Raw genomic sequence first — 21450 nt, 5'->3', positions numbered from 1 at the left:
AAGCTAGCCACCGTATGGCAGTTTGGTGCTTCTCAAACACTTTCTAAAATTATTTTATCCAAACCAGACAGCCCAAAGATCTTACAACAAGTCTTTCTTAATCATGCTTCTGCCCACTTTTTCCTCTTTCCACAATTATAAAAATTCAGTATAATCACTGGCTTTTTAATGCTGCGTTGAAGAGTTCTTAAAGTTTTTGTGGGATTTATGGTAATCGGCAGCTAAATAATTACCGACTAATTCCGTGAATTTTCTGAAGTTAGCCAGTAACCTTTTTTTCGTTCATTCTGCACACGAGGTTTTATGCCCAAGCTGATTATCAATGAATTCTACCGAGGAAGTACCTTAACGACGGGTGATGAATTTATTGAACTGTTGTTGACAGAAGATTTAACTGCGACTCAACTGAATTCATTTTTCGTGGGCGACTCAACCAGCAGCAAAGCCACTAAGTTTTCTGCCTATGATTTCATCAATCTGGAGGCGATCGCGCCCGTATTTAAGGCAGGCACCCTGATCACGGTGGGGGGGACAACTGCCTTTGCTCAAAACACGTCCTACAATCCAAATGGCGGCGATTGGAACATTTCCCTCAATTTAGGCGGTTCCTTCCTGCCCAACGCCAATTCTGGCAACAACGGCGATATTGCTGGTGACGACGTAGTTTGGATTGATACCGCCAATACGGGTGCCACCATTTCTGCGGATGGGTTTGCAGTTGATATTGGAACCGCGACAGGTGCCTTTACAAGTGCTGCAACCGTCAACTTTGGCAGCAGCGTGAATAACACGGGTTATGCGCTTAACTCTGACTTGGCGGGCGCAACCAACACAGCAAACTGGACAACTGGCATTCCTTTAGCCTCAACCACTCCAGGGCAAGCCAACGGAGGCACAAATACAAGCTACATCGAGAGTTTACGAGTTGGCGCTCCAACCGTTGCAGCGTTAAGCATTACGGCTACTCCCACCTCCTTTTCTGAGGGCGCGGGGACGACGGCAGCAACAGGAACGGTTACGCGCACGGGCAGCACGACTAACGCGGTGACGGTAACCCTGAGCAGTAGTGACTCCAGTGAAGCGACGGTGTCTACCACCGTAGAAATTTTAGCCGGACAAGCCTCGGCAACCTTTGCGATCGCGGCAGTTGAAGACACCATAGTAGATGGTTCCCAAACGGTAACCGTGACGGCGGCAGCAACCGGATTCACCAGCGGCACTGCCAGCTTAACGGTGACTGACAACGACATCGCGCCCAGCACGACCCGCATTCATGATATTCAAGGAGCAGCCCACAGATCGCCGCTATTGGGTCAAACCGTAACGGCAGTTCCAGGCATTGTCACGGTTGTTCGCTCCAACGGGTTTTATCTACAAGATCCTAACCCTGATACCAACGATGCGACCTCCGAAGCAATTTTTGTCTTTACCAGTTCGGCACCCCCGGTAGCGGTGGGCGATGCCATCGTCGTTAACGGCACCGTGAGCGAGTTTCGCCCTGGCGGGTCTGGCGGCACCAATAATCTCAGCCTGACTCAACTCATCAGCCCAACAATAACAAAGCTCTCCAGTGGAAATGCGTTGCCTGTTGCGACGGTTTTGGGCAACGGTGGACGTGCCATTCCCACCCAAATTATCAGCAATGATGCCGCAGGTGGAAACGTCGAAAATGCTGGCACGGTGTTTGATCCGGCGGAAGACGGCATTGACTTCTATGAAAGTCTGGAAAGCATGTTGGTGCAGGTGAACAACGCGATCGCGGTGGGTCCGACCAACAGCTTTGGCGAAATTCCAGTTTTGGCAGACAACGGCGCGAACGCAGGCACCCGCACGGCACGGGGCGGTATTGTGATTCAACCCGGCGACTTTAACCCAGAGCGGATCATCATTGATGATGCCATTATCTCCAGTGAACCCCAGGTGAATGTAGGCGATACCTTTAACGGGGCGATCGTCGGCGTACTGGATTACAGCTTTAGTAACTTCAAACTGCTAAATACCCAAGCGTTGCCCACTGTTACACCCGGCGAGTTGCAGCGAGAAGTGACGAATTTGACGGCTAGCGCAAATCAGCTTACCGTTGCCACCTTCAACGTGGAGAACCTAGACCCCAACGATGGGGCAGCGCAGTTCAATGCTCTAGCTAGCGCCATTGTCAATAACCTGAAAGCACCCGATATTCTGAATTTGGAAGAGATTCAGGACAACAATGGTGCCACTAACGACAGCGTGGTTGATGCCAACATCACCTTCCAGATCTTGATTGACGCGATCGCAGCAGCAGGCGGACCCACCTACGAATTTCGTCAACTCAATCCTGTGGATGATCAAGATGGCGGTCAACCGGGCGGCAACATTCGAGTAGGCTTTCTGTTCAACCCCAATCGGGTCAGCTTCGTGGAAGGCTCTTTGCAGCGCCTCACTGACACCGACCTCAGCGATGGCAATGCTTTTCAAAGCAGCCGTAAACCTCTCGTGGGCACCTTCCAATTCAACGGGCAGGACGTGACGGTAATTGGCAACCACTTCAACTCTAAGGGTGGCGATCAGCCCTTGTTTGGACCCAATCAGCCGCCCACATTGACCAGCGAAATCCAGCGCAATCAGCAGGCAACAATTGTGCGTGATTTTGTTCAAGGGATTCTCACGCCCAATCCCAGCGCCAATGTGATTGTGGCAGGTGACATCAACGACTTTGAATTTTCCAACCCCGTCACCATTTTAGAAAGCGGCGGACTGAACACGCTGATTGAAACCCTGCCTCAAAACGAGCGCTACACCTACAACTTTGAGGGTAATGCTCAAGTGCTTGATCACATCTTGGTCAGCAATAGCCTGTTGACAAAGCTAGATGGGTTCGATGTCGTTCATATCAACTCTGAGTTTGCGGATCAGATCAGCGACCATGATCCCGTTCTGGCGCGGTTTAATTTAGCTCCTTTAAACCAGGTGATCAACGGCACATCTGGCAATGATACTCTCGCCGGTGGAGCAGGCAACGACACGATCGCAGGCGGTGCTGGCAATGACCAAATTAACGGTCAAGGTGGCAATGATATGTTGTACGGAGACAGCGCGATCGCTGCATTCACCACCAATCTTTTCCTGCAATTGCAGCCTTCCCGGTTAACACTAGAGTTTAAGGAAGGGACGGGCACCGCGATTACGGAACGACTGAGGCAAAATGGGCAACTTCCCGACACGTTCGGCAGCCTCAAGTTTACTGCACTCGATGCCAATGGCAATGCTGCTCAGACTTGGGTGGATCAGGGCGAAGGGATTGGTATTCAAGATGAGGGCGATCGCCGTGCCAACACAGCCCTTCGCAAACGAATTGAAGGTGGCGAACAGTTCAACATCGAGATTCTAGCCCAAACCGACTATGACAGCGCCCTAGGAGCCAACATTGTCCTGAACCGCTTTGATCCAGGCTCCCAGGCAACGATCATCGCGCTGAAGAATGGCACTGAAGTCGATCGCGAATCCTTCACAACTTCATCATTCAACTTTGAGTCTGACTCAGTGTTTGACCAATTGGTCATCCAAGGAGATATGGGCAAATTCACCTTCCGCTCTGTGAACCTGACAGGTGTTGTTAACAGTGCAGATGCAGGCAATGATGTGCTGAACGGGGGGGCAGGCGATGATCTACTGTTTGGCGGCGCAGGTAGAAATACGCTTACAGGCGGCATTGGCGCAGATACCTTCGTGCTTTCCCCCTTCGCTGGCACCGACACTATCACCGACTTCACCAGTGGGCAAGACAAGATTGCTCTATCGGGTGGCTTAACCTTTGGCAGACTCACCTTTGCCCAAGGCATCGGCACAAACGCCACGGATACCTTAATTAGCCAAACCGGCAGCACCAACATTCTGGCGGTACTCAACGGGATTCAGGCTAGTAGTCTTACGGCTACGGACTTTACAACCGTTTAATCAAACTTCTCTCATCAAAAATCGCCGTTTTGGGGCTGTATCAGTGGGATACAACCACTACCCGTCTTATGGGAAGAAGAGCTTTCGGATGACGAACTTGACAGCCGTCTAAGGTAATCTTTCTCACTGATCAAACCGAGGAGTATAAAACTTCTCGGTTTTTTGTTGTCTAAAGCTGTTATCCAAAACACTAAACACGTACCAAAATACTATGCGATCGCCAAAGTTATCAGCAGCAAACCAGCCCACACCTGTAAGATCGGTTAAAACAGAAAGAATCGCGGAAGTAAGAACGAACCCAACAGTTTTGGGAAGGTGAGGCAATGTCCCATGAAAACAGTATTATTCCTTTTAGGAGAACTGGATGACGATGATATTGATTGGATGCTAGCCACGGGGACTCGCGAAAACATGCCCGCAGGCACCATATTGATTGACGAAGGCATCCCCATTAACACTCTCTTTATTTTGCTGGAAGGAACCCTCAGCGTCACCACTGCCGCCACCCAAGGGCGCGAAATTGCCAATCTTCTCAGCGGCGATATTGTGGGAGAGATGTCTTTCGTGGATACGCGCCCCCCTTCCGCCACCGTTTCTGCGAAAGGGGAAGCCCTAGTTTTATGCATTTCCAGAGAAAAACTAGCCGATCGCCTCAAGTTTGATATTGGCTTTGCCGCACGGTTTTATCGAGCCTTGGCAATTTGTCTTTCTAGCCGGATGCGCCTCACGGTGAATCAACTCCAAAATCGAGATAAACCTCAATCTGGCAACCTGAATCACGAACTGCCCGTTAGCGAGTTAGCAAAAGATGCCCTAGAAAGTGTCGAACTGGCAAAGACGCGCCTAGACTGGTTGCTACGACGGTTGAAGGATAATTAAAGGTGGCGGTTATTGTCTTCGCTCTTTTGTATGGCTAGCTATCAGCGTACTGGTCAAGCTTTTCAAGGAAATAAAGTCTTCGTTGGTAGATAGCCGCTTTAGTCGATCGCGTCTGGGTCAATCCCCTGAGATCGCAGCAATTCTGCGAGGCGATCGACTCGTTGCCGTTCCTGTTCTGCCTTTTGGCGTTCCTGTTCTACTAACTCCATTCCCCAAAGGAGCAATTGCCCTGCCTCATCCCACCAGCGCAGCCAATAGCCGTCTCGCCCTTCTTTCTCCCCGCGCCAAGTGCCCAAAAATAGCTTCAGATCCTCACACCAGTGGCGACCTTCTTCATCGGGCTGCTCTAACTGATAGCGATCGCCTTCCAAGCGGTGGACTTCTAATAATCCTCCATCTGGCTCAAATATCACATAGGTCGGTATCTTCAAGACTTGCTCATAGAAAAACCACTTGCCTACCGGAGGAATTTGGCGAATTGAATATTCACCACCATCCGTCGCAGACAAAAACTCCATGACAATACTGGGAATCTCACCCTCTATATAAGGCGTGTAGCTTTGACGGGGTAGACCGGGTTGTTTCACTCTGGGCACATAGAGCCAGTCTGGAGCTTTTAGGGTCAATTCACCGCTAATTTTGGTACACAAACCAAAGTTTGAAGCAATCAAGTTCTCTAACTGAATCCGCCCAGCAAGTTCTAAACTTTCCCGCAATGCGCCTGCGATCAGAGGTTGTCCAGTATTTTCCACGGGCGTATCATCCAGTACAAAGTCGGCGGGGGGCTTTTCCCAAGTGATAATCAGTTCGGGACGGCGGCGAATCGGAGGATTGGGAGTGGCAACCATCGCAGTGACCTCAAGACCAAGACTTTCTCAGTGTAGCGGGGATCGATCAGCTTGACCTTAGAACTTGGGCTGACAGCACTGAATGAGTGGTTTTGCCGCCAATTTTTCTAAGCCAGCGGTTTGCAGCAAAGCGTTCTAGTCTTTTAGCGGACGAACTGTAAGAATGTCGAGTAACACTTTATTTGTCCTCATAACAAATTAGTGTCACTCTCTTTTGAATGACTGAAAACCATGAGCTACAGAGCTTACAACTTTTTAGAAAAGCGAAGCCTTAATTCATCCCAATCACACATTAGATGTCGCCATCCTCGAATTTAACAAAATAGATGTCGTGATTTGACACCCTTGCTAAAATCTGTGGATAAACGATTTAACAAATTACCTGTCGCTTTTCTGAAGCCTTTCAATCCGACGGTTCAGTGCTTTAGCTTGTTAGTGCTGAGAAAAGTGAATGGGATAGGTGAGTTCGGCGAGGCTGGCAGCGATCGCCGCTGTATCCACAGCAGGCTATTGTTCAGTACGCTATCAACGTAAGTACGCTGGTTTTCTGACAGAGGGTAGGTGGATGGCAGATCGGCGATCGCCAGCACCCCTTGAGCCAGCAGCGCGTCTTTTTTCTTCCAGTCTAGGCGAGGGATAGTGAAGATGGAGATTTCTGGGACGTGCTGCCAGCAAGCTTGCGTGAACGGACAAGGGTTTGGGTTATCACAGTATTTGCCAATCGCCAGTGTTGGCTCAAGGTTCTCAGTATCACTTTATGAAGCAGCAAGAACTAGAGGAGTAGCGATAAAGTCCGCTGCATCCAAAGTACATAAATCAATTTCGCTGGGATCTTCAAGTTCTATAACTCGGCTAGCTTGAGCAGAGATTACCTGTTCAAACAAATTACGTACTCCCCGCGCATTACCAAATGTTGTTGGGCAACGATTCACTAAATCATGCATCAGTTCAACAGAATAATAAGTTGCTGACTCATTCATAAAATAGCCGGAGGATATACATAGGTTATCCAGGATTTCACATAGTTCATTGATTGTGTAGTCCTCAAAGGCAACGTACTTATTAAATCGAGATTTTAAGCCAGGATTAGACGTTAAAAACGCTGTCATCTGTTCTGGATAACCTGCTACGATTACTACAAAATCATCACGGTAGTCTTCCATTGATTTTAGTAGGGTATCGATTGCCTCCTGCCCAAAATCGCCGTTACTCCCACTTGCTGCAACTAATGTGTAAGCTTCGTCGATAAAGAGTATTCCGCCTTTTGCCTTAGTAACGACATCTGTCACTTTTAACGCAGTTTGCCCAACAAACCCTGCCACTAAGCCAGAGCGATCTACTTCAACTAAATGACCTTTTGAAAGTAACCCCAAAGCTTTGTATATTCGTGAAATCAATCGAGCAACGGTTGTCTTGCCTGTTCCAGGATTTCCTGTGAAAACTAGATGCATAGACAAAGGGGGAGTTGCTAAACCCCGTTCCCGACGAAGTTGTTGCACCCGTACCAAGTTAACTAATTTTTTCACTTCTGCTTTAACGTTGGGCAACCCGGTCAATTGATCTAACTTTGTTAGCAATGATTCTAGAGTTTCGACAGCTTCAGAATTGGTACTTTCAGCAGGTACAGATTGATAGCGATCGCCCAAACGATCCTGGATAGCCTGAATTTGTTCATCTAACCCATCGCGCTCAGGCTCAATGTCTCGCAGTTGAAGTAAATCTGTGAGGGCTTCAGCATCCATGCTGAATTCTTGATAAGCAAAAGCTCGAAATCCCAAAGCATGTGTATTGCCTGGATCAAGCTCTAGAGTAGTTGTGTAATCTGCAATAGCTTGATCAAAGCGACCTAGCTTTTCCCAAACAAAAGCACGAGGAAAATAACTAGTCGCATCTGATGGCGACAGAACGATTGATGTTGTGAAATCAGCGATCGCTGCCTGTAATTCTCCCAGCCCTTCATAAGCTTTTCCGCGTACCCAGTAGGCAAAATCCGATGAATTCAAATTAATAGATTCTGTGCAGTCTAAAATTGTCTGGGTATATTCTTCTTGTTGATAGTAGCTCCAAGCACGCCAAGAATAAGCTTCTGATGGTTCTGATTCAGTCTTAATGATTGTGGTAAAGGACTCGATCGCTTCTGCGTAGTTCTGAGCCTTAAATTCCTCAATCCCTTGTGACATTACCTCAGACATGGCTTAATCCCTAGTTATAGCTGCCTTGGTCAGTATTCCCTCAAAGCCCAAGAAACTCCCTTGTCAAAGGGGCAATCGTACTTTTTATGGCATCTTCGAGAATGTTTGCTTGGAATGAGTATGATTACTACTGGCGTAGGCGATCTCGTAAAGCATCTTCAGCCGCAAGTTCATCTTGACGGCATTGTTCCAAAAAATCGTAGAGCCACTCTTTAGGAACTGTGGGAAAGGTAGGGCTAGATTCTACTTCAACATATTCCTGGTTTTGTAGTTGATAAATGCGAAGAATGCGACCATCAAATCGCCAAAATTCAGGTACATTCATGCTGGCATAGAGCCGATTTTTATCAATATCGGTGTTAGTAATATCCACTTCCACAATCAGATCAGGGGCTGGATCTGCCTCCAGATCAACATTTCTGCCTGACACAAGCGGCTGATTCTGAATATAAAACGCTTCGTCGGGTTCAGCGCCTTTTTTCAATCCTGGAAAATTGAGCGTGGTTGATCCCATCGTTTTAATTTTCTTGCCGAATCCGCGAACTAAAACGCGAATGAATAGCCCAATCATTCGTCCTGAAAAGTCATGATCTTCGGTTGGCATGGTGAATTCGAGGGTTCCTTCGTCATAGATTAGACGGGTGCTGCGAGATTGGGGCAGCGCATCCAAAATTTGCAGGTAACCTTCCCAAGTCACGCCATGAATCACTACACGCTGCTCCCCTTTAAGTGCGATTCCCGCAGGGATCGTTTTACGAATCGCGGTTTGTTGAGTATCCGGTGCAGTGCTAACCATGACAGCCTCCAGTTAGATAGGAACGGGAATGTTGGCGTTGACTTTGAGCAGATCTAAACCTCTTTCAAATATCGTACCAATTGGCTGCATGGTGCCGTCGGTGGTCATGAATTGGTGATCGGGTGTGGCGCGGAGGGTAGTGCCGTCGTCAAGCTGATATTCAAATAGAGTTTGAGTGCCGCGATCGTGCCATTGAGCGATCGCCTGAGTATAAACAAACCCGTTTGCATCAACGCTGTAAACCGTGCAGGCTAATTGTTTCTCGACGATTTCACTGATCGCGATCGCGCCATATTCCACCGTCAGAACCAGCGTATCGGCACTGAGGCAATATTCCGCAAACTGCACCATTGTCTCCCACAAATCCGTGGCAACTTTGGCTTTCACATCTTTTTTTTCTGCACCCTGCACAAAGAGTTCCTGATGCTTTTCCATCTCAGATTTTTTCTTTTTACCCATCGCCCGCCGCAGCAGGTCGGCTTGTCCCAAGGAGTAACCGCCCATGTCTTGGGCGATTTTCATGATCTGCTCTTGGTAGACCATGATGCCGTAGGTTTCGTTGAGAATTGGCTCCAGGATCTGATGGGGATAGTCGATTTTTTCGCGCCCGTGTTTGCGGTTGATAAATTTGGGAATCAAGCCAGCATCCAATGGACCCGGACGATAGAGCGCCAGCACGGAAGAAATATCTTCTAGGCTAGAAGGCTTCAGGTCGCGCACAATTTGCCGCATTCCCGATGATTCCAACTGAAAGATACCTTCTAAATCGCCCTTAGCCAGCAGCTTGTAAGTATTGGGATCGTCAAGCGGCAAATGATCCAGGTCGATCGCGGGTTTGCCCGTCAGCGCGATTAGTTCGATCGCTTTTTGAATCATCGTCAGGTTTTTCAGCCCCAAAAAGTCCATTTTTAGAAGACCGAGGGCTTCGATATCTTCCATGTAGTACTGAGTAAACACGGCTCCGTCAGCATTTCGCTGAAGCGGCACAATTTCATCCAGCGGGTCGGAGGAGATCACCACTCCAGCCGCGTGAATGCCAACGCTTTTGTTGGTGCCCTCAATTCGGATTGCCATGTCGATCCAGCGGCGAAAGCTAATGGCGGGATCGGTGCCGGGAACAGTCAGGTTTTTGTGATATTTTTCTTTGAATTCCGGGGCGGGTGTTTCATCAGAAATCATCACCTTCAGCTTGACGGGTTTGCCGCGCACGACTGGAATCATTTTGGTCATGCGATCGCTCTCGCCATAGGGCACGTTCAGCACTCGCGCCACATCTTTTAGCACCGCCTTGGAAGTCATGCGGTTGTAAGTAATGATTTGGGCAACGCGATCGCTGCCATATTTTTCGGTGACATATTCGATCACTTCTTCCCGGCGATCGATGCAAAAGTCGGTGTCAATATCCGGCATGGATTTGCGTTCAGGGTTGAGGAAGCGCTCGAACAGTAAGCCGTGATGCACCGGATCAATGTTGGTGATGCCCAAGGCATAGGCAACCAGAGAACCCGCCGCCGAACCGCGTCCCGGTCCTACGGGAATGGCATTGTCACGGGCATATTTGATGTAATCCCACACCACAAGAAAGTAGGTGGCAAACCCCATCTGCTGCATGATCTGGAGTTCATAAACCAGGCGATCGCGATACTCATCCGTAATTTGATCGCGCGAGGTACATTCCCGCCGCCACAACAAGCCTTCCCAGGAAATTTCGACTAGATATTCATCGTGGGTGTAGCCCTCCGGGATGGAATAGTTGGGAATGCGCGGGATTCCCATAATTTCGTAAGGTTCTACCTTGTTTGCGACTTCTATCGTGGTCGCGATCGCCTCTTCAATCACCTCATCAGTTAGGTGATCGCGGAACAATTGCCGCATCTCATCCGCCGATTTCAGATACTCCGTACCGCTATAGCGCAGACGTTTATCTTCCGAGATCAGCTTGCCCGTTTGAATGCACAACAGCGCATCGTGAGCCTCCACATCATTACAGGAAATGTAGTGAGAATCGTTGGTACACAGAATTTTGATATCTAGCTCACGGGCAATCTTCACCACTTCCACATTCACAATCCGGTCTTCGGGCGAACCGTGATCTTGAAGTTCCAGATAATAATCTTCGCCAAACAAATCCTTATACCACTGGGCAACCCGCCGAGCAATTTCGGGCTTGTGTTGCAAAATCGCCTGCGGCACTTCGCCACCCAAACACGCCGAGGTGACAATTAGTCCTTCTTTATATTGTTCCAGCACGTCTTTATTGATGCAGGGACGCGCAAAAATTCCCTTGCCCTGATAGCCTTGCAGGTTGGAAATGGTGGTCAGCTTAACCAGATTTTTGTAACCCTGAGTATTTTTTGCCAGCACCACCTGGTGATATTTGGGGCGACGCTCTTGCTTCGTAATGTCGCCATTGATCACATACATTTCATTGCCAATGATTGGCTTAATGTTCTTGCCTTTGCACACCTTCAGCAGTTCGATCGCGCCATACATCACCCCATGATCCGTCAGGGCGATCGCCGGCATCCCCAGTTCTAAGGCGCGATCAATTAAAGCCGGTAATTGACTGGCACCGTCAAGCAGGCTGTAATCACTGTGAATATGAAGACCAACAAAGGACATAATGGCTCGGGCGATCGCAAGGTCGAGTTTAGAATACTCGAAGTGCGTCGCTATGACTAGCGTTTTTGATAAGATGCAACCCTAGATATGGATTTTGAATCGAGCAAGTGGATCAAAAAATTATCCTATCTATGATCTAGCACGGATGTATTACTAATATCCGATTTTCTTGAGTTCCTGAGCGCGATCAAACCCGTGACGATACACTAAATTTAGGGTGAACCGCGTTCATTTTAGGAGAGTATCCATGCTGGCAGACCTTCGCCTGATCACTGTGCAGGAATATCACCGAATGGCAGAAGCGGGCATTCTGGATGCCGATGAGCGAGTCGAGTTAATTGATGGATACATTCTAAAGATGGCTGCAAAAGGAACTGCCCATGCATCGGCTGTCACTCGCACAGAGCAACTACTACGGCAGCTTTTGGGAAATCGAGCGTTGCTGCGCTTTCAAGACCCGATTCGGCTGAATAATTATTCAGAACCGGAACCCGATATTGCTGTGGTGCAGATTGATCCATTGGATTATGCAGACCACCATCCCACCGCATCGGAAGTTTACTTGGTAATTGAGGTAGCCGATTCTAGCTTTCAGAAAGGCTGCGGTTTGAAGGCAAAAGCATACGCGCGATCGCACATTGCAGACTACTGGGTACTCGACGTAGCGGAACGCAAATTACACGTCTTTCGCTCACCCAGCCAGGACGGATATCAAACTGAAACTGTGCTGCGAGAAGATGCCACTATCTCACCCTTGCAATTCCCCAACGCGATCGCGATCATCCGAGATTTGCTGCCCAAACTTCGCGCTGAGTGATTGGATAGGTTGGGTGGACGGATGGTCGCTGCGATCGCTCAACCTATAAAAAACCTTTCTAAACGCTTCACCCAATCGATCTACCGTACAGACATTTTCAGCCTACATCCTCAATTGAGGATGTAGGCTGAAAATGTCTGGATAATGCCCTAAATAGGGGTGATATATGGCAAGTTTCCGTATATTAAGTGGTTAGCAATCCACGCGCTGTCGCACTATCAGGGTGAAAGAAAATGGACATTTAAGCCCATGAAGCAAAACTCCTGGCGGTACTGGCGGCGGTAGGTTTTCTCGGGCAACTCACTGTAGCGGCGGCTCAGGTTGGTGAAGTTGACTTTGCCACACACTAAAATAATCGTTCCAAACAGCGTTAAGAGAAACTTCTGTTGCGGTTTGCTAAAGTCCCCATTTTGGCAAATAGGGCTTGTAGAATGGTCTTCATTGCTACCTCTGGGGTGTTTATTTCAACATCTGCACCTTACAAACAGAGGTAGCTTTTTGTCTAAAAGCTTGAATTTTCTCCCTGAAAACTGTCCGAACTATTGTTAAGTTAGCTAATCACCGAAAGTTCGCTTTTGGCGATCGCGGGTTTTGAGTGAAACGTCAGCGCCCCATCGACTACATCAATCAGGATAGTATCCCCTTCGGTGAAGGTGTTTTCCAAAATTTTGGTGGCGATCGGGTTTTGCAGTTCGCGCTGGATCGCTCGTTTCAGGGGACGCGCCCCATAGGTTGGGTCGTATCCGGCGGCGGCAATGTGGTCTTGGGCGGCGGGGGTAATGTCTAGTTTCAGTTTTTGATCGGACAGCATCGCCTGAATTTTGAGAATTTGTAATCCCACAATTTGGCTGAGTTCGTCGCGCCCCAAAGCATGGAAGATGATCAAGTCATCAATCCGATTGAGAAATTCGGGACGGAAGTGTTTTCGTAAGGCAGCAGTGACTCGTGTTTGCATTTCCTCATAGCGATCGTCATCACCCGACACATCCAGGATAAATTCGCTGCCAATGTTGCTAGTCATCACAATGACTGTGTTGCAGAAATCTGCTGTACGCCCCAGCCCGTCTGTAATCCGACCATCATCTAACATTTGCAGAAAGATATTGAATACATCCGGATGGGCTTTCTCAATTTCATCCAATAACACGACCGAGTAAGGTTTGCGACGAACCGCCTCAGTCAGTTGTCCGCCTCTTTCCGAATCGACATAGCCGGGAGGAGACCCCACGACTCGCATCACCGCATTCTTCTCCATGTATTCCGACATATCCAGCCGAATCAAAGCATCGTCTGAGTCGAACAGGAATTGGGCAAGGGCACGGGCGAGTTCGGTTTTGCCCACGCCAGTCGGTCCCATAAATAAGAAAGAGCCGATCGGACGACCGAGATCTTTCATCCCCGCACGGGCGCGACGAATAGCGGCAGAAACCGCTTCCACTGCTTCGTTTTGACCAATCACCCGCTCATGCAGATGGGTTTCCAACTGCAACAGCTTTTGTCGCTCTGATTCCAGCAGGCGATTCACCGGAATGCCCGTCCACCGTGCGACGATTTCGGCGATATCAGCTTCGGTAACTTGTTCGCGCAGCAGAGCCGATCCACGAGCCTGTACTTCTAGGAGTTTCGCTTCTTGGGCTTCGCGATCGCGCTGCACTTTTTCCAACATGCCATACTTCAGTTGGGCGGCAATATTCAGGTCATAGGCGCGTTCTGCTTGCTCAATCTGCACCCGCAGTTTGTCTTCTTCTTCTTTGAGCTTTTTGATTTCTTCTAGAACATGCTTTTCGCCCTGCCACTGGCTGCTAAGAACTTCTTGCTTGACTTGCAGATCGATAATTTCTTGCTCAATTCGATCCAGTCGCTCTTTGGAGGCGCGGGTAGAAGCCAGCATTCCCAGTTGTCCTTCTCCTTCTAGAGAGAGCTTTTCCATTTCTAGCTGCATCAAGCGGCGATCGATGGTTTCCAGTTCTACAGGTTTAGAGGTAATCTCCATTTTCAATTTGGCAGCCGCTTCGTCTACGAGGTCGATCGCCTTATCCGGTAAAAAGCGATCGGCAATGTAGCGCGATGACAGAGTGGCAGCGGCAACCAAGGATGAGTCGGTAATTTTGACCCCATGATGCACTTCATAGCGTTCTTTCAAGCCTCGCAGAATGGAAATGGTATCTTCCACACTGGGTTCATTCACCAATACTTGCTGAAACCGCCGTTCTAATGCCGCATCTTTTTCAATATATTTGCGGTATTCATCAATCGTCGTTGCCCCAATGCAGCGCAGTTCGCCCCGCGCCAGCATGGGTTTCAGCAGGTTCCCCGCATCCATTGCGCCCTGAGTGGAACCCGTGCCGATGACGGTATGCAGTTCGTCGATGAATAAAACAATTTGCCCATCGGAGTTCATCACTTCTTTGAGAACCGATCGCAGCCGATCTTCAAAATCCCCGCGATACTTAGCTCCAGCAATCAATGACCCCATATCCAGCGCGATCAGTTTGCGATTCTTCAACGATTCCGGCACATCGCCATTGATGATCCGCTGCGCCAACCCTTCGGCGATCGCGGTTTTGCCGACTCCCGGTTCTCCAATTAATACTGGGTTATTCTTCGTCCGACGAGACAACACCTGCACCACGCGGCGAATTTCTTCATCGCGCCCAATCACCGGATCAATCTTGCCCGCTTTTGCCTGCTCCGTCAGATCCCGCCCATATTTTTCCAGCGCCCCATAGCGAGATTCTGGATTTTGATCCACCACCTTCTGGCTACCGCGTACCTCTTTAATAACCACTTCTAGCTTTTTGGGATCAAGCTCGTAGGTTCGCATCAACCGCATTCCCAAACGTGGATCAACCACAAACCCCATCAGCATATGTTCCACCGAGATGAACTCATCCTGAAACTTGATGCGAGCTTCCTCAGCGCGATCGAGCAGCACATCCAAATTGCGCCCTAAATATAGCTGCTCACTGCTTGCCACTTTGGGTTGCCGCTTCGTAAAATCATCGATCTGTTGAAACAGGCGCTGCGTTTCGGCTCCCGCTTTACTCAACACCTTTGCCGCCAGCCCATCTTTTTGTTCTAGCAAGGCAATCATCAAATGTTCTACTTCAAGCTGTTGATGCTTATAGCGGCGAACCACATCCTGTGCTTGAACGATCGCTTCCCATGCTTTGTCGGTAAACTTATTCGGGTCGGTGGGCTGCATTTTGAATAAAGATTTGAGTATAAATTTAAATAATCTGGACTTTCAGTATAGCCGAGCAATGGTTGACAGATAGTTGTTGAAGTTCGTTGCAGCTAATTTTTTAACAAAGCGGAAGGGAGTCGATTCACATTCGCGATCGCCCATGTCTATTACTTGAACAGCGTTAGTCAAAGCCTAAAAACGACATCATCAAAAACTTTGACATTGCTGATCTACCATAGACTTCTTGGCGTTGCTGAAGCGAGATATGAAATTCGTAGGGGCAATCCCTTGTGGTTGCCCTTCATCTCCGTCAGGGTAGGCACAAGACCTACCCCTACAGTCAAAAATCATGCTTCTATTCAGCAATGCCGACTTCTTCAGGGTCGAGTGAGTTAAAAAACATAACGCTCTTTAGTAGGGATGTTCACACCGATGAGGTTGATTAACCTTTGGTCAAGGGTGGGCTGTGGAGCAACAAGTCTTTAGCCGCCAGAATATCCAGCGTTGTTTTTTAAGTGAGCTATTTAACCATGAAATTAATTGATCCTCGCCGTCTGATTTCAGCAAGCCTCTGTATGTTTAGCCTTGCTACTGTATCTTCCATCCTTCCGGGTTCGGCTCAAAGTGGTTCGCAACGCGGCTCGATGCAAAATGAAACCATGCAACAAAGCCCAATGCAGGGCGGCAACCGGGGTACTTCCTTGAACGCGGTTGATCGGCAGTTCCTAGCTAAAGCGACTCAAAGCGATATGACAGAAATTAAAACTAGTCAACTGGCGCTGAAGCGATCGCAAAACGCGCAAGTTAGACAATTTGCTCAGAATATGATCCAAGAACACACGCGATCGAGCAACAAGCTAAAGCCTCTAGCGGCTCGAAAAGGCATAATGCTACCCACACTTTGGGTGCTGAAAACCAAGCATTGCTAAACAAATTGACCAAGCTATCAGGCACCCAGTTTGATCAGGCATATATGCAAGGACAGACCCAAGCACACGCCAAAACTCAGGCAACTTTTCAAAAGGTGCTACAGCAAGGACAAGATCGAGACGTAAAAGCATTTGCCCGTGAAGGACTTCCCATGATTACGGCTCACCTCCGTATGGCAGAAAACATGGTTGCTGGACGGTAGCGATCGCCCCACGACCCCATCACTCTAAAAACAACCCGCTGATGAGATCGCTTTTTATAGTTTCTAGGCGTGACAATTAGCTAAATAGGTAGTGCTTTTTCACATCGCTGAGAATGTTCCAGGTACAAGCCATGCCAGCCGGAAAGATGACCAAATCGCCTTTGCCCATGGTTACAGGTTGCCTAGCCCTCGGTGTAACGATGACTTCTCCTTCTAAGAAATAGCAGGTTTCCGAATTGCCGTAATACCAGGGAAACTCAGAGGTTTCTTTTGTCCAAATATCCCAATTGAAAACACCCAGCAGTTCCAAACGTTTTTGGCTGGGGTTGTGTTCTACTTTAATGTTCATAGCGGTGATGAAAAGTTAGATTCTAAATTGTAGCGATGAAGCAAGCTGGCGATGAAGGATGCCGCGATCGCGCGGGTCGGTTGGGCATTAATCGGCTGTTGCCACCCCTGAACCCGGTGGGGCGATCGCCACAGTTCCAAATGATCCACGGCTGGATCAGCATAAAAGCTATCTTGTCCGGCACCCAATAACGCCGAACTCCAGTGGGTAAAGTGATCGTGACTAAGCCGATGAATCGGAAAATCTCCCCAGAGAGGGACACCCCATCCATCTAGAGCAATGAATACTTGAATGGTGCCCCCGATCGCCTGCCAAGCGTGAGTTGCTGCGATAGCGCCAGCGACTCCAGCACTAAAGGCAATGATGGCGATCGGGGGTTTCATCCTAGGTTGCTCCACGTGTTCCTGCATCCATTGGAGAATATCTAGCCCTGAATAAGCCGGATAGCGATCGGTGGGAAAAACCAACCAGTGAAACAAATTCAGATCCATGACCTGTCCCAAACCTTCTATAAAACAGGCGGTTAGCTGCGACTCATGCACCCCCGGACAGACAACAACCTGCATTTTCTCCCGTTTGCTTCCCATTGTTTAAGGCAATCTGTGATTTATCCTCATCGCTGCCCATCCCCCCCATAGGGATGTTAGCCTATGGAAATCATAAAATCTTATTTTGGCTCCCTCCTCCCTAGCGAGAAAGGTTGGGGCTGAGGGTAATGATCTAGCTAACGCATTTTTGTCTGATTTACCGAGGAATTTTACGTGGTCGCTACTTCTGATAAACTCCAAACTTTGCCAATCGCAACTGCCCCAAGCCGCGTTGCCGTCTTGCTCATGGGCTACGGCGAAGTGGAAAGCTACGAAGACTTTGCGAACTATAATGAGCAGGCGTTGAACCTGTTAACTGCAAAGTTTGCGCCCGTGCCGACCTGGATTTATCCCCCCTTGGCAAAACTGTTGGCAATGTTTGATTTGCACGAGTGGGGACATCAGCATGGCAACTTCATTTCTCCACACAATGCCATTTTTGAGCGGCAGCGTCTCGGCATTGAGCAGCAGTTGCAGGAGCGGTGGGGCGATCGCGTCAAAGTATTCAAAGCCTTTAACTTCTGTGCGCCCTTTTTGCCAGAGCAAGTATTAGCTCAAGTGAAAGCTGAAGGTTTTGACAAACTGCTGATCTATCCGTTGTTGGTGGTCGATTCGATTTTTACCAGCGGCATTGCGGTAGAGCAAGTTAACCAGGCATTGGCAAGTTTGACCGATGACGGCGAACACTGGGTTAAGGGCACTCGCTACATTCCATCGTTCTACAACCAACCTGCCTACATCGACCTGATGGCACAATTGGTTGAAGACAAAATTCAGGCAGAACTGGCGCAGGCTTATTTGCCCTCGCAAATTGGGATTGTGCTGATGAATCACGGCTGCCCTCATAAGGCGAAAGGCTTTACATCGGGGATTGATGAAAGTCAGGCGATGTATGAACTGGTGCGCGATCGCCTAATTTACCGTTATCCATTAATTTCTGTTGGCTGGCTGAATCACCAAACACCACTGATTGAATGGACGCAGCCCAATGCAGATTTGGCAGCCCGGAATTTGATGGCAGTGGGGGCTAAAGCGCTGGTCTTTATGCCGATTGGGTTTGCCACTGAAAATCACGAAACCTTGCTAGATGTAGCTCACATCATTGAAGCAATTAGCCGCAAATATCCAGAGGGCAATTATGTACAAATGGAGTGTGTCAACGATAATCCCAAGTTTCTAGACATGATTGCGGATTGGGCAAATCCTCAAATTGAGGCGCTGTTTGAATCAGAAGCGATCGCCGTCAACCCCAACCTTGCCCCTGCTCACGCGCCCCATACTCACGGACATCACCACGATCACGACCATGGGCACAGCCACGACCACGGACATCAGCATTAAACTCATAGCTCGAAAGATAGCCGCGAACTAATTCCTTGACACTCCCACGCTTGAAAGACGTGGGAGTCTTCAATCAACAAAACTACTTAGACTAAAGTCTTCCGTCGTCTAACCCAGAAACTTTCACTGTTATGCCAGATCTTCCCTCTTTAACAACTGCCACTATCTGGGCAATTCTCAAGGACGAACTTGATGATGGGACGGCGAATCGTTTAGTGTGGCGATGTTTGGGCTATCAGCAAAATGAAACAACGGGTGAATGGGATACCAGTTCAGTGGCTCTGGATTGGAAAGAGGTTTATCCTGAACCGCCGGATTTTATTGAAAACCGTCCGCCTACGGTGAAGTTGACGCGATCGATTCCAGCAGCAAATAAACAGCTACTAAAAGAAAAACTGGGGTTTCAAGGATATACCGTCAGCGAACTCGTACCGCGCAAAACTCGCCGTGCCACGATCGCCAATTGGTTGCTCAGCTATATGCAAATCCACGCGATCGCTGATTAAGGAATACTTCAGCCAAAAGACGTTCAGTTGTAGCGAGAGAGCGGTCTTTGAATTATTCTTGGCAGGTCGCATATCGATTAGTTAAACTTAAGTCGCTTAAACGAGCCTATTCAAAAAAGAGCCGTTTTCAGCAAACCGATAAATATTATGAATAATGTGGCAACTTCCTATAGACATAGTTCACAATCAGAACGATTAGGCGACACAATTTTGGCAGTGAGTTTTTGAGGTTGGTTTCTAGTTCAATACTTTCTTGATATCTCTTATTTTTAAGCGGATGCTAATGGATTTATTGAGTATTTTGAGCGATCGCAAATTCTACTTTCTAAATTGGTGTAGTTTCAATTGATCGTCACTAAGTCTTAATAGACTTTTGCATTTTTCACTCAAATGGCTTGCAGCCCTAATAGTTCCTAGGCTGTTTATTTGCTCCGCATCTCCCCTGGTTCTGTAGCGAATTGCAATACAAGCAATACAACAATAGTTTTTCAATCTCTACCCGAAACGAGGATTGTGACTCATGGCGTTAGACTATTTTGCTCCTGGTGTCTATGTTGAAGAGGTAGACCGAGGAAGTCGCCCGATCGAAGGCGTAAGCCTAAGCGTTGCTGGATTTGTTGGTTTCACTGAAGATGTTCGGGGCGATGCAGAGTTATTCAAGCCCATGCTTGTCACCAACTGGAACCAATATCTGGAACTGTTCTCCAAACCAGGCTCCGATGGCTACACCGACTTCGATGCCTATCTCCCCTTTGCCGTGCAGGGTTGGTTCTTAAATGGGGGCGGACGCTGTTGGGTAGTGAGCATTGGCACCAAGTTGCCCGGTTCAGAATTGCCACCCCCTGAAGAAACTGGAAGCAAACTCTTCACTTCCGGCGGCAAGCCCTCGTTAATGTTTAATTTGAAGCTGCCTGAAGCAGGAGCGGCACCCGCATTGCCATCTAGCAGTGGACGCATCACCGTCAGTATTTTGGAAAGCGAACCAAAACCCTTGGATGACGATGCTGATGAAGATGCCATTCCGCCGCTGAATACAGGTGAGTTCTTTTCGGTCGTGGTTCGTAATGGCAACGAAATTCTAGAGCGATACGATAATCTGAGCATGAATCCGCAGGTGGAAACCGCTTTAGCAGATTACGTCCTCACTGCTCTCGAAGCGTCTGAATTTGTGACGATCGCCAACCTTTCCCAAAGTGGGCAGGCGCTTTCTCGTCGCCCTCGCAATGGCTCTTACGAAATTGCCCCACCGCCTTATATTTCTCCCCTAGAAAATCTGGCGCGAGATGTGCAGGGTGCGCGTAACGACAAAACTGGAATGCAGGGCATTTTTGAAGTAGACGAAGTTGCCATGATCGCCTGTCCTGATTTGATGCGGGTTTATCAAGAGGGCTTGATGGATCTCGATCAGATTCACGGCGTAATGGAAATGATGGTCAGCCTCTGCGAAAACTCCTTCCCCGGACCTGCTTACCGGATGGCGGTGCTGGATGCGCCCCCTGTGAAACCGGGCAAAAATGAAAACCGCGCCGTGCCACCCGAACAGCAAAAGCCGCAGGATGTGTTTAACTGGCTGCGTGAATTTAATCGGCGATCGATGTTTGGCGCGCTCTATTACCCCTGGATCAAAGTTGCCAACCCGCGCAATGGTGGCAGACCCATTTTAGTGCCGCCCAGTGGTCACATGATGGGGCTGTGGTGCCGCACCGATGAAACCCGTGGCATCTTCAAAGCGCCTGCAAACGATACCCCTCGCGGTGTGATCGGCTTGGCATACGAAACCAACATGCGCGAACAAGAAATGCTGAACCCGGTGGGAATCAACTGCATCCGCAACTTTGCCAGCTACAACCGGGGCTTTAAGGTGTGGGGCGCTCGTACCTTAGTGGAACCCGATAACGTGCAATGGCGCTACATCAGCGTTCGCCGTTTGATTAGCTACGTTGAGAAGTCGATCGAAATTGGCACTCAGTGGGTGGTGTTTGAACCCAACGATCAAGACCTCTGGGCGCGGGTCAGCCGCACGGTCAGCAACTTCTTGGAACGACTCTGGCGCGAAGGGGCGCTGTTTGGTGGCTCCGCCGCAGAAGCATTTTATGTGAAGTGCGATGCCGAATTGAACACTAATGAAACGATGATGCTGGGTCGTTTGTATGTTGAAGTCGGCATTTGTCCCGTCCGTCCGGCGGAATTTGTCATTTTCCGGATTAGCCAGTGGGCACCGAATCAGTAGACAACTGAGCGATCGCGCTTGGGGTCAG

16 protein-coding genes and 1 pseudogene are annotated in these 21450 nt (G+C 48.8%); 8 read left to right on the top strand and 9 right to left on the bottom strand.

All coding sequences use genetic code 11. The features are described from left to right. Window positions 1-303: 303 nt before the first annotated feature. On the top strand, window positions 304-3936 hold the full coding sequence (locus AB3R30_RS06185; RefSeq protein WP_458648279.1) for an endonuclease/exonuclease/phosphatase family protein: 3633 nt from the start codon (window positions 304-306) through the stop codon (window positions 3934-3936). Window positions 3937-4059: 123 nt separating this feature from the next. Here AB3R30_RS06185 and AB3R30_RS06180 read toward each other — a convergent pair whose 3' ends face one another. Beyond that, window positions 4060-4260, bottom strand: a complete 201-nt coding sequence (locus AB3R30_RS06180) for a hypothetical protein (protein ID WP_458648278.1) — start codon at window positions 4258-4260, stop codon at window positions 4060-4062. Window positions 4261-4266: 6 nt separating this feature from the next. Between AB3R30_RS06180 and AB3R30_RS06175 the strand changes: the two genes are divergently transcribed. Then, window positions 4267-4815 carry a cyclic nucleotide-binding domain-containing protein gene (locus tag AB3R30_RS06175; protein WP_458648277.1) on the top strand — a complete coding sequence of 183 codons (549 nt, stop codon included), beginning with the start codon at window positions 4267-4269 and terminating at the stop codon, window positions 4813-4815. Between the two features lie 98 nt (window positions 4816-4913). On the opposite strand, the gene AB3R30_RS06170 is transcribed toward AB3R30_RS06175, so the two are convergent. After that, window positions 4914-5663 carry a Uma2 family endonuclease gene (locus tag AB3R30_RS06170; RefSeq protein ID WP_458648276.1) on the bottom strand — a complete coding sequence of 250 codons (750 nt, stop codon included), beginning with the start codon at window positions 5661-5663 and terminating at the stop codon, window positions 4914-4916. Window positions 5664-6123: 460 nt separating this feature from the next. On the opposite strand from AB3R30_RS06170, the gene AB3R30_RS06165 reads away from it, so the two are divergent. After that, window positions 6124-6303 carry a hypothetical protein gene (locus AB3R30_RS06165; protein WP_458648275.1) on the top strand — a complete coding sequence of 60 codons (180 nt, stop codon included), beginning with the start codon at window positions 6124-6126 and terminating at the stop codon, window positions 6301-6303. A 115-nt stretch (window positions 6304-6418) separates the two neighbouring features. On the opposite strand, the gene AB3R30_RS06160 is transcribed toward AB3R30_RS06165, so the two are convergent. The 3 genes from AB3R30_RS06160 to AB3R30_RS06150 form a co-directional block, all read right to left on the bottom strand. Continuing rightward, a complete protein-coding gene (locus AB3R30_RS06160) occupies window positions 6419-7855 on the bottom strand; it encodes an AAA family ATPase (protein ID WP_458648274.1) in 1437 nt (478 codons plus the stop codon). Between the two features lie 127 nt (window positions 7856-7982). Beyond that, complete coding sequence (locus AB3R30_RS06155; RefSeq protein WP_458648273.1) at window positions 7983-8651, bottom strand: Uma2 family endonuclease; 669 nt, start codon at window positions 8649-8651, stop codon at window positions 7983-7985. 12 nt (window positions 8652-8663) lie between these two features. Further along, complete coding sequence (locus AB3R30_RS06150) at window positions 8664-11273, bottom strand: DNA polymerase III subunit alpha (RefSeq protein ID WP_458648272.1); 2610 nt, start codon at window positions 11271-11273, stop codon at window positions 8664-8666. Window positions 11274-11520: 247 nt separating this feature from the next. Between AB3R30_RS06150 and AB3R30_RS06145 the strand changes: the two genes are divergently transcribed. Beyond that, window positions 11521-12090, top strand: coding sequence for a Uma2 family endonuclease (locus AB3R30_RS06145; protein ID WP_458648271.1), 570 nt, complete (start codon window positions 11521-11523; stop codon window positions 12088-12090). 550 nt (window positions 12091-12640) lie between these two features. On the opposite strand, the gene clpB is transcribed toward AB3R30_RS06145, so the two are convergent. Beyond that, window positions 12641-15295, bottom strand: coding sequence for an ATP-dependent chaperone ClpB (gene clpB, locus AB3R30_RS06140; RefSeq protein WP_458648270.1), 2655 nt, complete (start codon window positions 15293-15295; stop codon window positions 12641-12643). 42 nt (window positions 15296-15337) lie between these two features. Further along, window positions 15338-15466: a hypothetical protein gene (locus AB3R30_RS06135; RefSeq protein WP_458648269.1), complete on the bottom strand. Its 129-nt coding sequence runs from the start codon at window positions 15464-15466 to the stop codon at window positions 15338-15340. 341 nt (window positions 15467-15807) lie between these two features. On the opposite strand from AB3R30_RS06135, the pseudogene AB3R30_RS06130 reads away from it, so the two are divergent. Next, window positions 15808-16409, top strand: a pseudogene (locus tag AB3R30_RS06130) (DUF4142 domain-containing protein). A 76-nt stretch (window positions 16410-16485) separates the two neighbouring features. On the opposite strand, the gene AB3R30_RS06125 reads toward AB3R30_RS06130, so the two are convergent. Continuing rightward, window positions 16486-16758, bottom strand: a complete 273-nt coding sequence (locus tag AB3R30_RS06125; protein WP_458648268.1) for a cupin domain-containing protein — start codon at window positions 16756-16758, stop codon at window positions 16486-16488. Further along, window positions 16755-17345 (bottom strand): hypothetical protein, encoded by a 591-nt coding sequence (locus AB3R30_RS06120; RefSeq protein ID WP_458648267.1) that lies wholly within the window; start codon window positions 17343-17345, stop codon window positions 16755-16757. The genes AB3R30_RS06125 and AB3R30_RS06120 overlap by 4 nt, the downstream gene beginning before the upstream one ends. Before the next feature lie 174 nt (window positions 17346-17519). On the opposite strand from AB3R30_RS06120, the gene AB3R30_RS06115 reads away from it, so the two are divergent. From AB3R30_RS06115 to AB3R30_RS06105, 3 genes are all read left to right on the top strand, one after another. Beyond that, entirely contained in the window at window positions 17520-18686 is a 1167-nt protein-coding gene (locus AB3R30_RS06115) for a ferrochelatase (RefSeq protein WP_458648266.1), read from the top strand. 131 nt (window positions 18687-18817) lie between these two features. After that, window positions 18818-19192 (top strand): DUF1823 family protein, encoded by a 375-nt coding sequence (locus AB3R30_RS06110; protein ID WP_458648265.1) that lies wholly within the window; start codon window positions 18818-18820, stop codon window positions 19190-19192. Between the two features lie 520 nt (window positions 19193-19712). Further along, on the top strand, window positions 19713-21422 hold the full coding sequence (locus AB3R30_RS06105) for a phage tail sheath family protein (RefSeq protein ID WP_458648264.1): 1710 nt from the start codon (window positions 19713-19715) through the stop codon (window positions 21420-21422). The last annotated feature ends 28 nt before the right edge of the window (window positions 21423-21450 follow it).

Origin of the sequence: Sivoneniella epilithica UHCC 1019, assembly GCF_040830845.1 — a bacterium.
Classification (GTDB): Bacteria; Cyanobacteriota; Cyanobacteriia; order Leptolyngbyales; family Leptolyngbyaceae; genus ULC077BIN1.
Note: the sequence above shows the minus strand (reverse complement) of the source record. Positions and strands in the feature narration are given on the sequence as shown.

Bases quoted from the DNA above. Each gene is read 5' to 3' on its own strand.
- clpB (WP_458648270.1), bottom strand. From the start codon at position 15,295: ATGCAGCCCACCGACCCGAATAAGTTTACCGACAAAGCATGGGAAGCG.
- AB3R30_RS06170 (WP_458648276.1), bottom strand. From the start codon at position 5,663: ATGGTTGCCACTCCCAATCCTCCGATTCGCCGCCGTCCCGAACTGATT.
- AB3R30_RS06155 (WP_458648273.1), bottom strand. From the start codon at position 8,651: ATGGTTAGCACTGCACCGGATACTCAACAAACCGCGATTCGTAAAACG.
- AB3R30_RS06175 (WP_458648277.1), top strand. From the start codon at position 4,267: ATGAAAACAGTATTATTCCTTTTAGGAGAACTGGATGACGATGATATT.
- AB3R30_RS06125 (WP_458648268.1), bottom strand. From the start codon at position 16,758: ATGAACATTAAAGTAGAACACAACCCCAGCCAAAAACGTTTGGAACTG.
- AB3R30_RS06150 (WP_458648272.1), bottom strand. From the start codon at position 11,273: ATGTCCTTTGTTGGTCTTCATATTCACAGTGATTACAGCCTGCTTGAC.
- AB3R30_RS06105 (WP_458648264.1), top strand. From the start codon at position 19,713: ATGGCGTTAGACTATTTTGCTCCTGGTGTCTATGTTGAAGAGGTAGAC.
- AB3R30_RS06185 (WP_458648279.1), top strand. From the start codon at position 304: ATGCCCAAGCTGATTATCAATGAATTCTACCGAGGAAGTACCTTAACG.
- AB3R30_RS06120 (WP_458648267.1), bottom strand. From the start codon at position 17,345: ATGGGAAGCAAACGGGAGAAAATGCAGGTTGTTGTCTGTCCGGGGGTG.
- AB3R30_RS06145 (WP_458648271.1), top strand. From the start codon at position 11,521: ATGCTGGCAGACCTTCGCCTGATCACTGTGCAGGAATATCACCGAATG.
- AB3R30_RS06110 (WP_458648265.1), top strand. From the start codon at position 18,818: ATGCCAGATCTTCCCTCTTTAACAACTGCCACTATCTGGGCAATTCTC.
- AB3R30_RS06160 (WP_458648274.1), bottom strand. From the start codon at position 7,855: ATGTCTGAGGTAATGTCACAAGGGATTGAGGAATTTAAGGCTCAGAAC.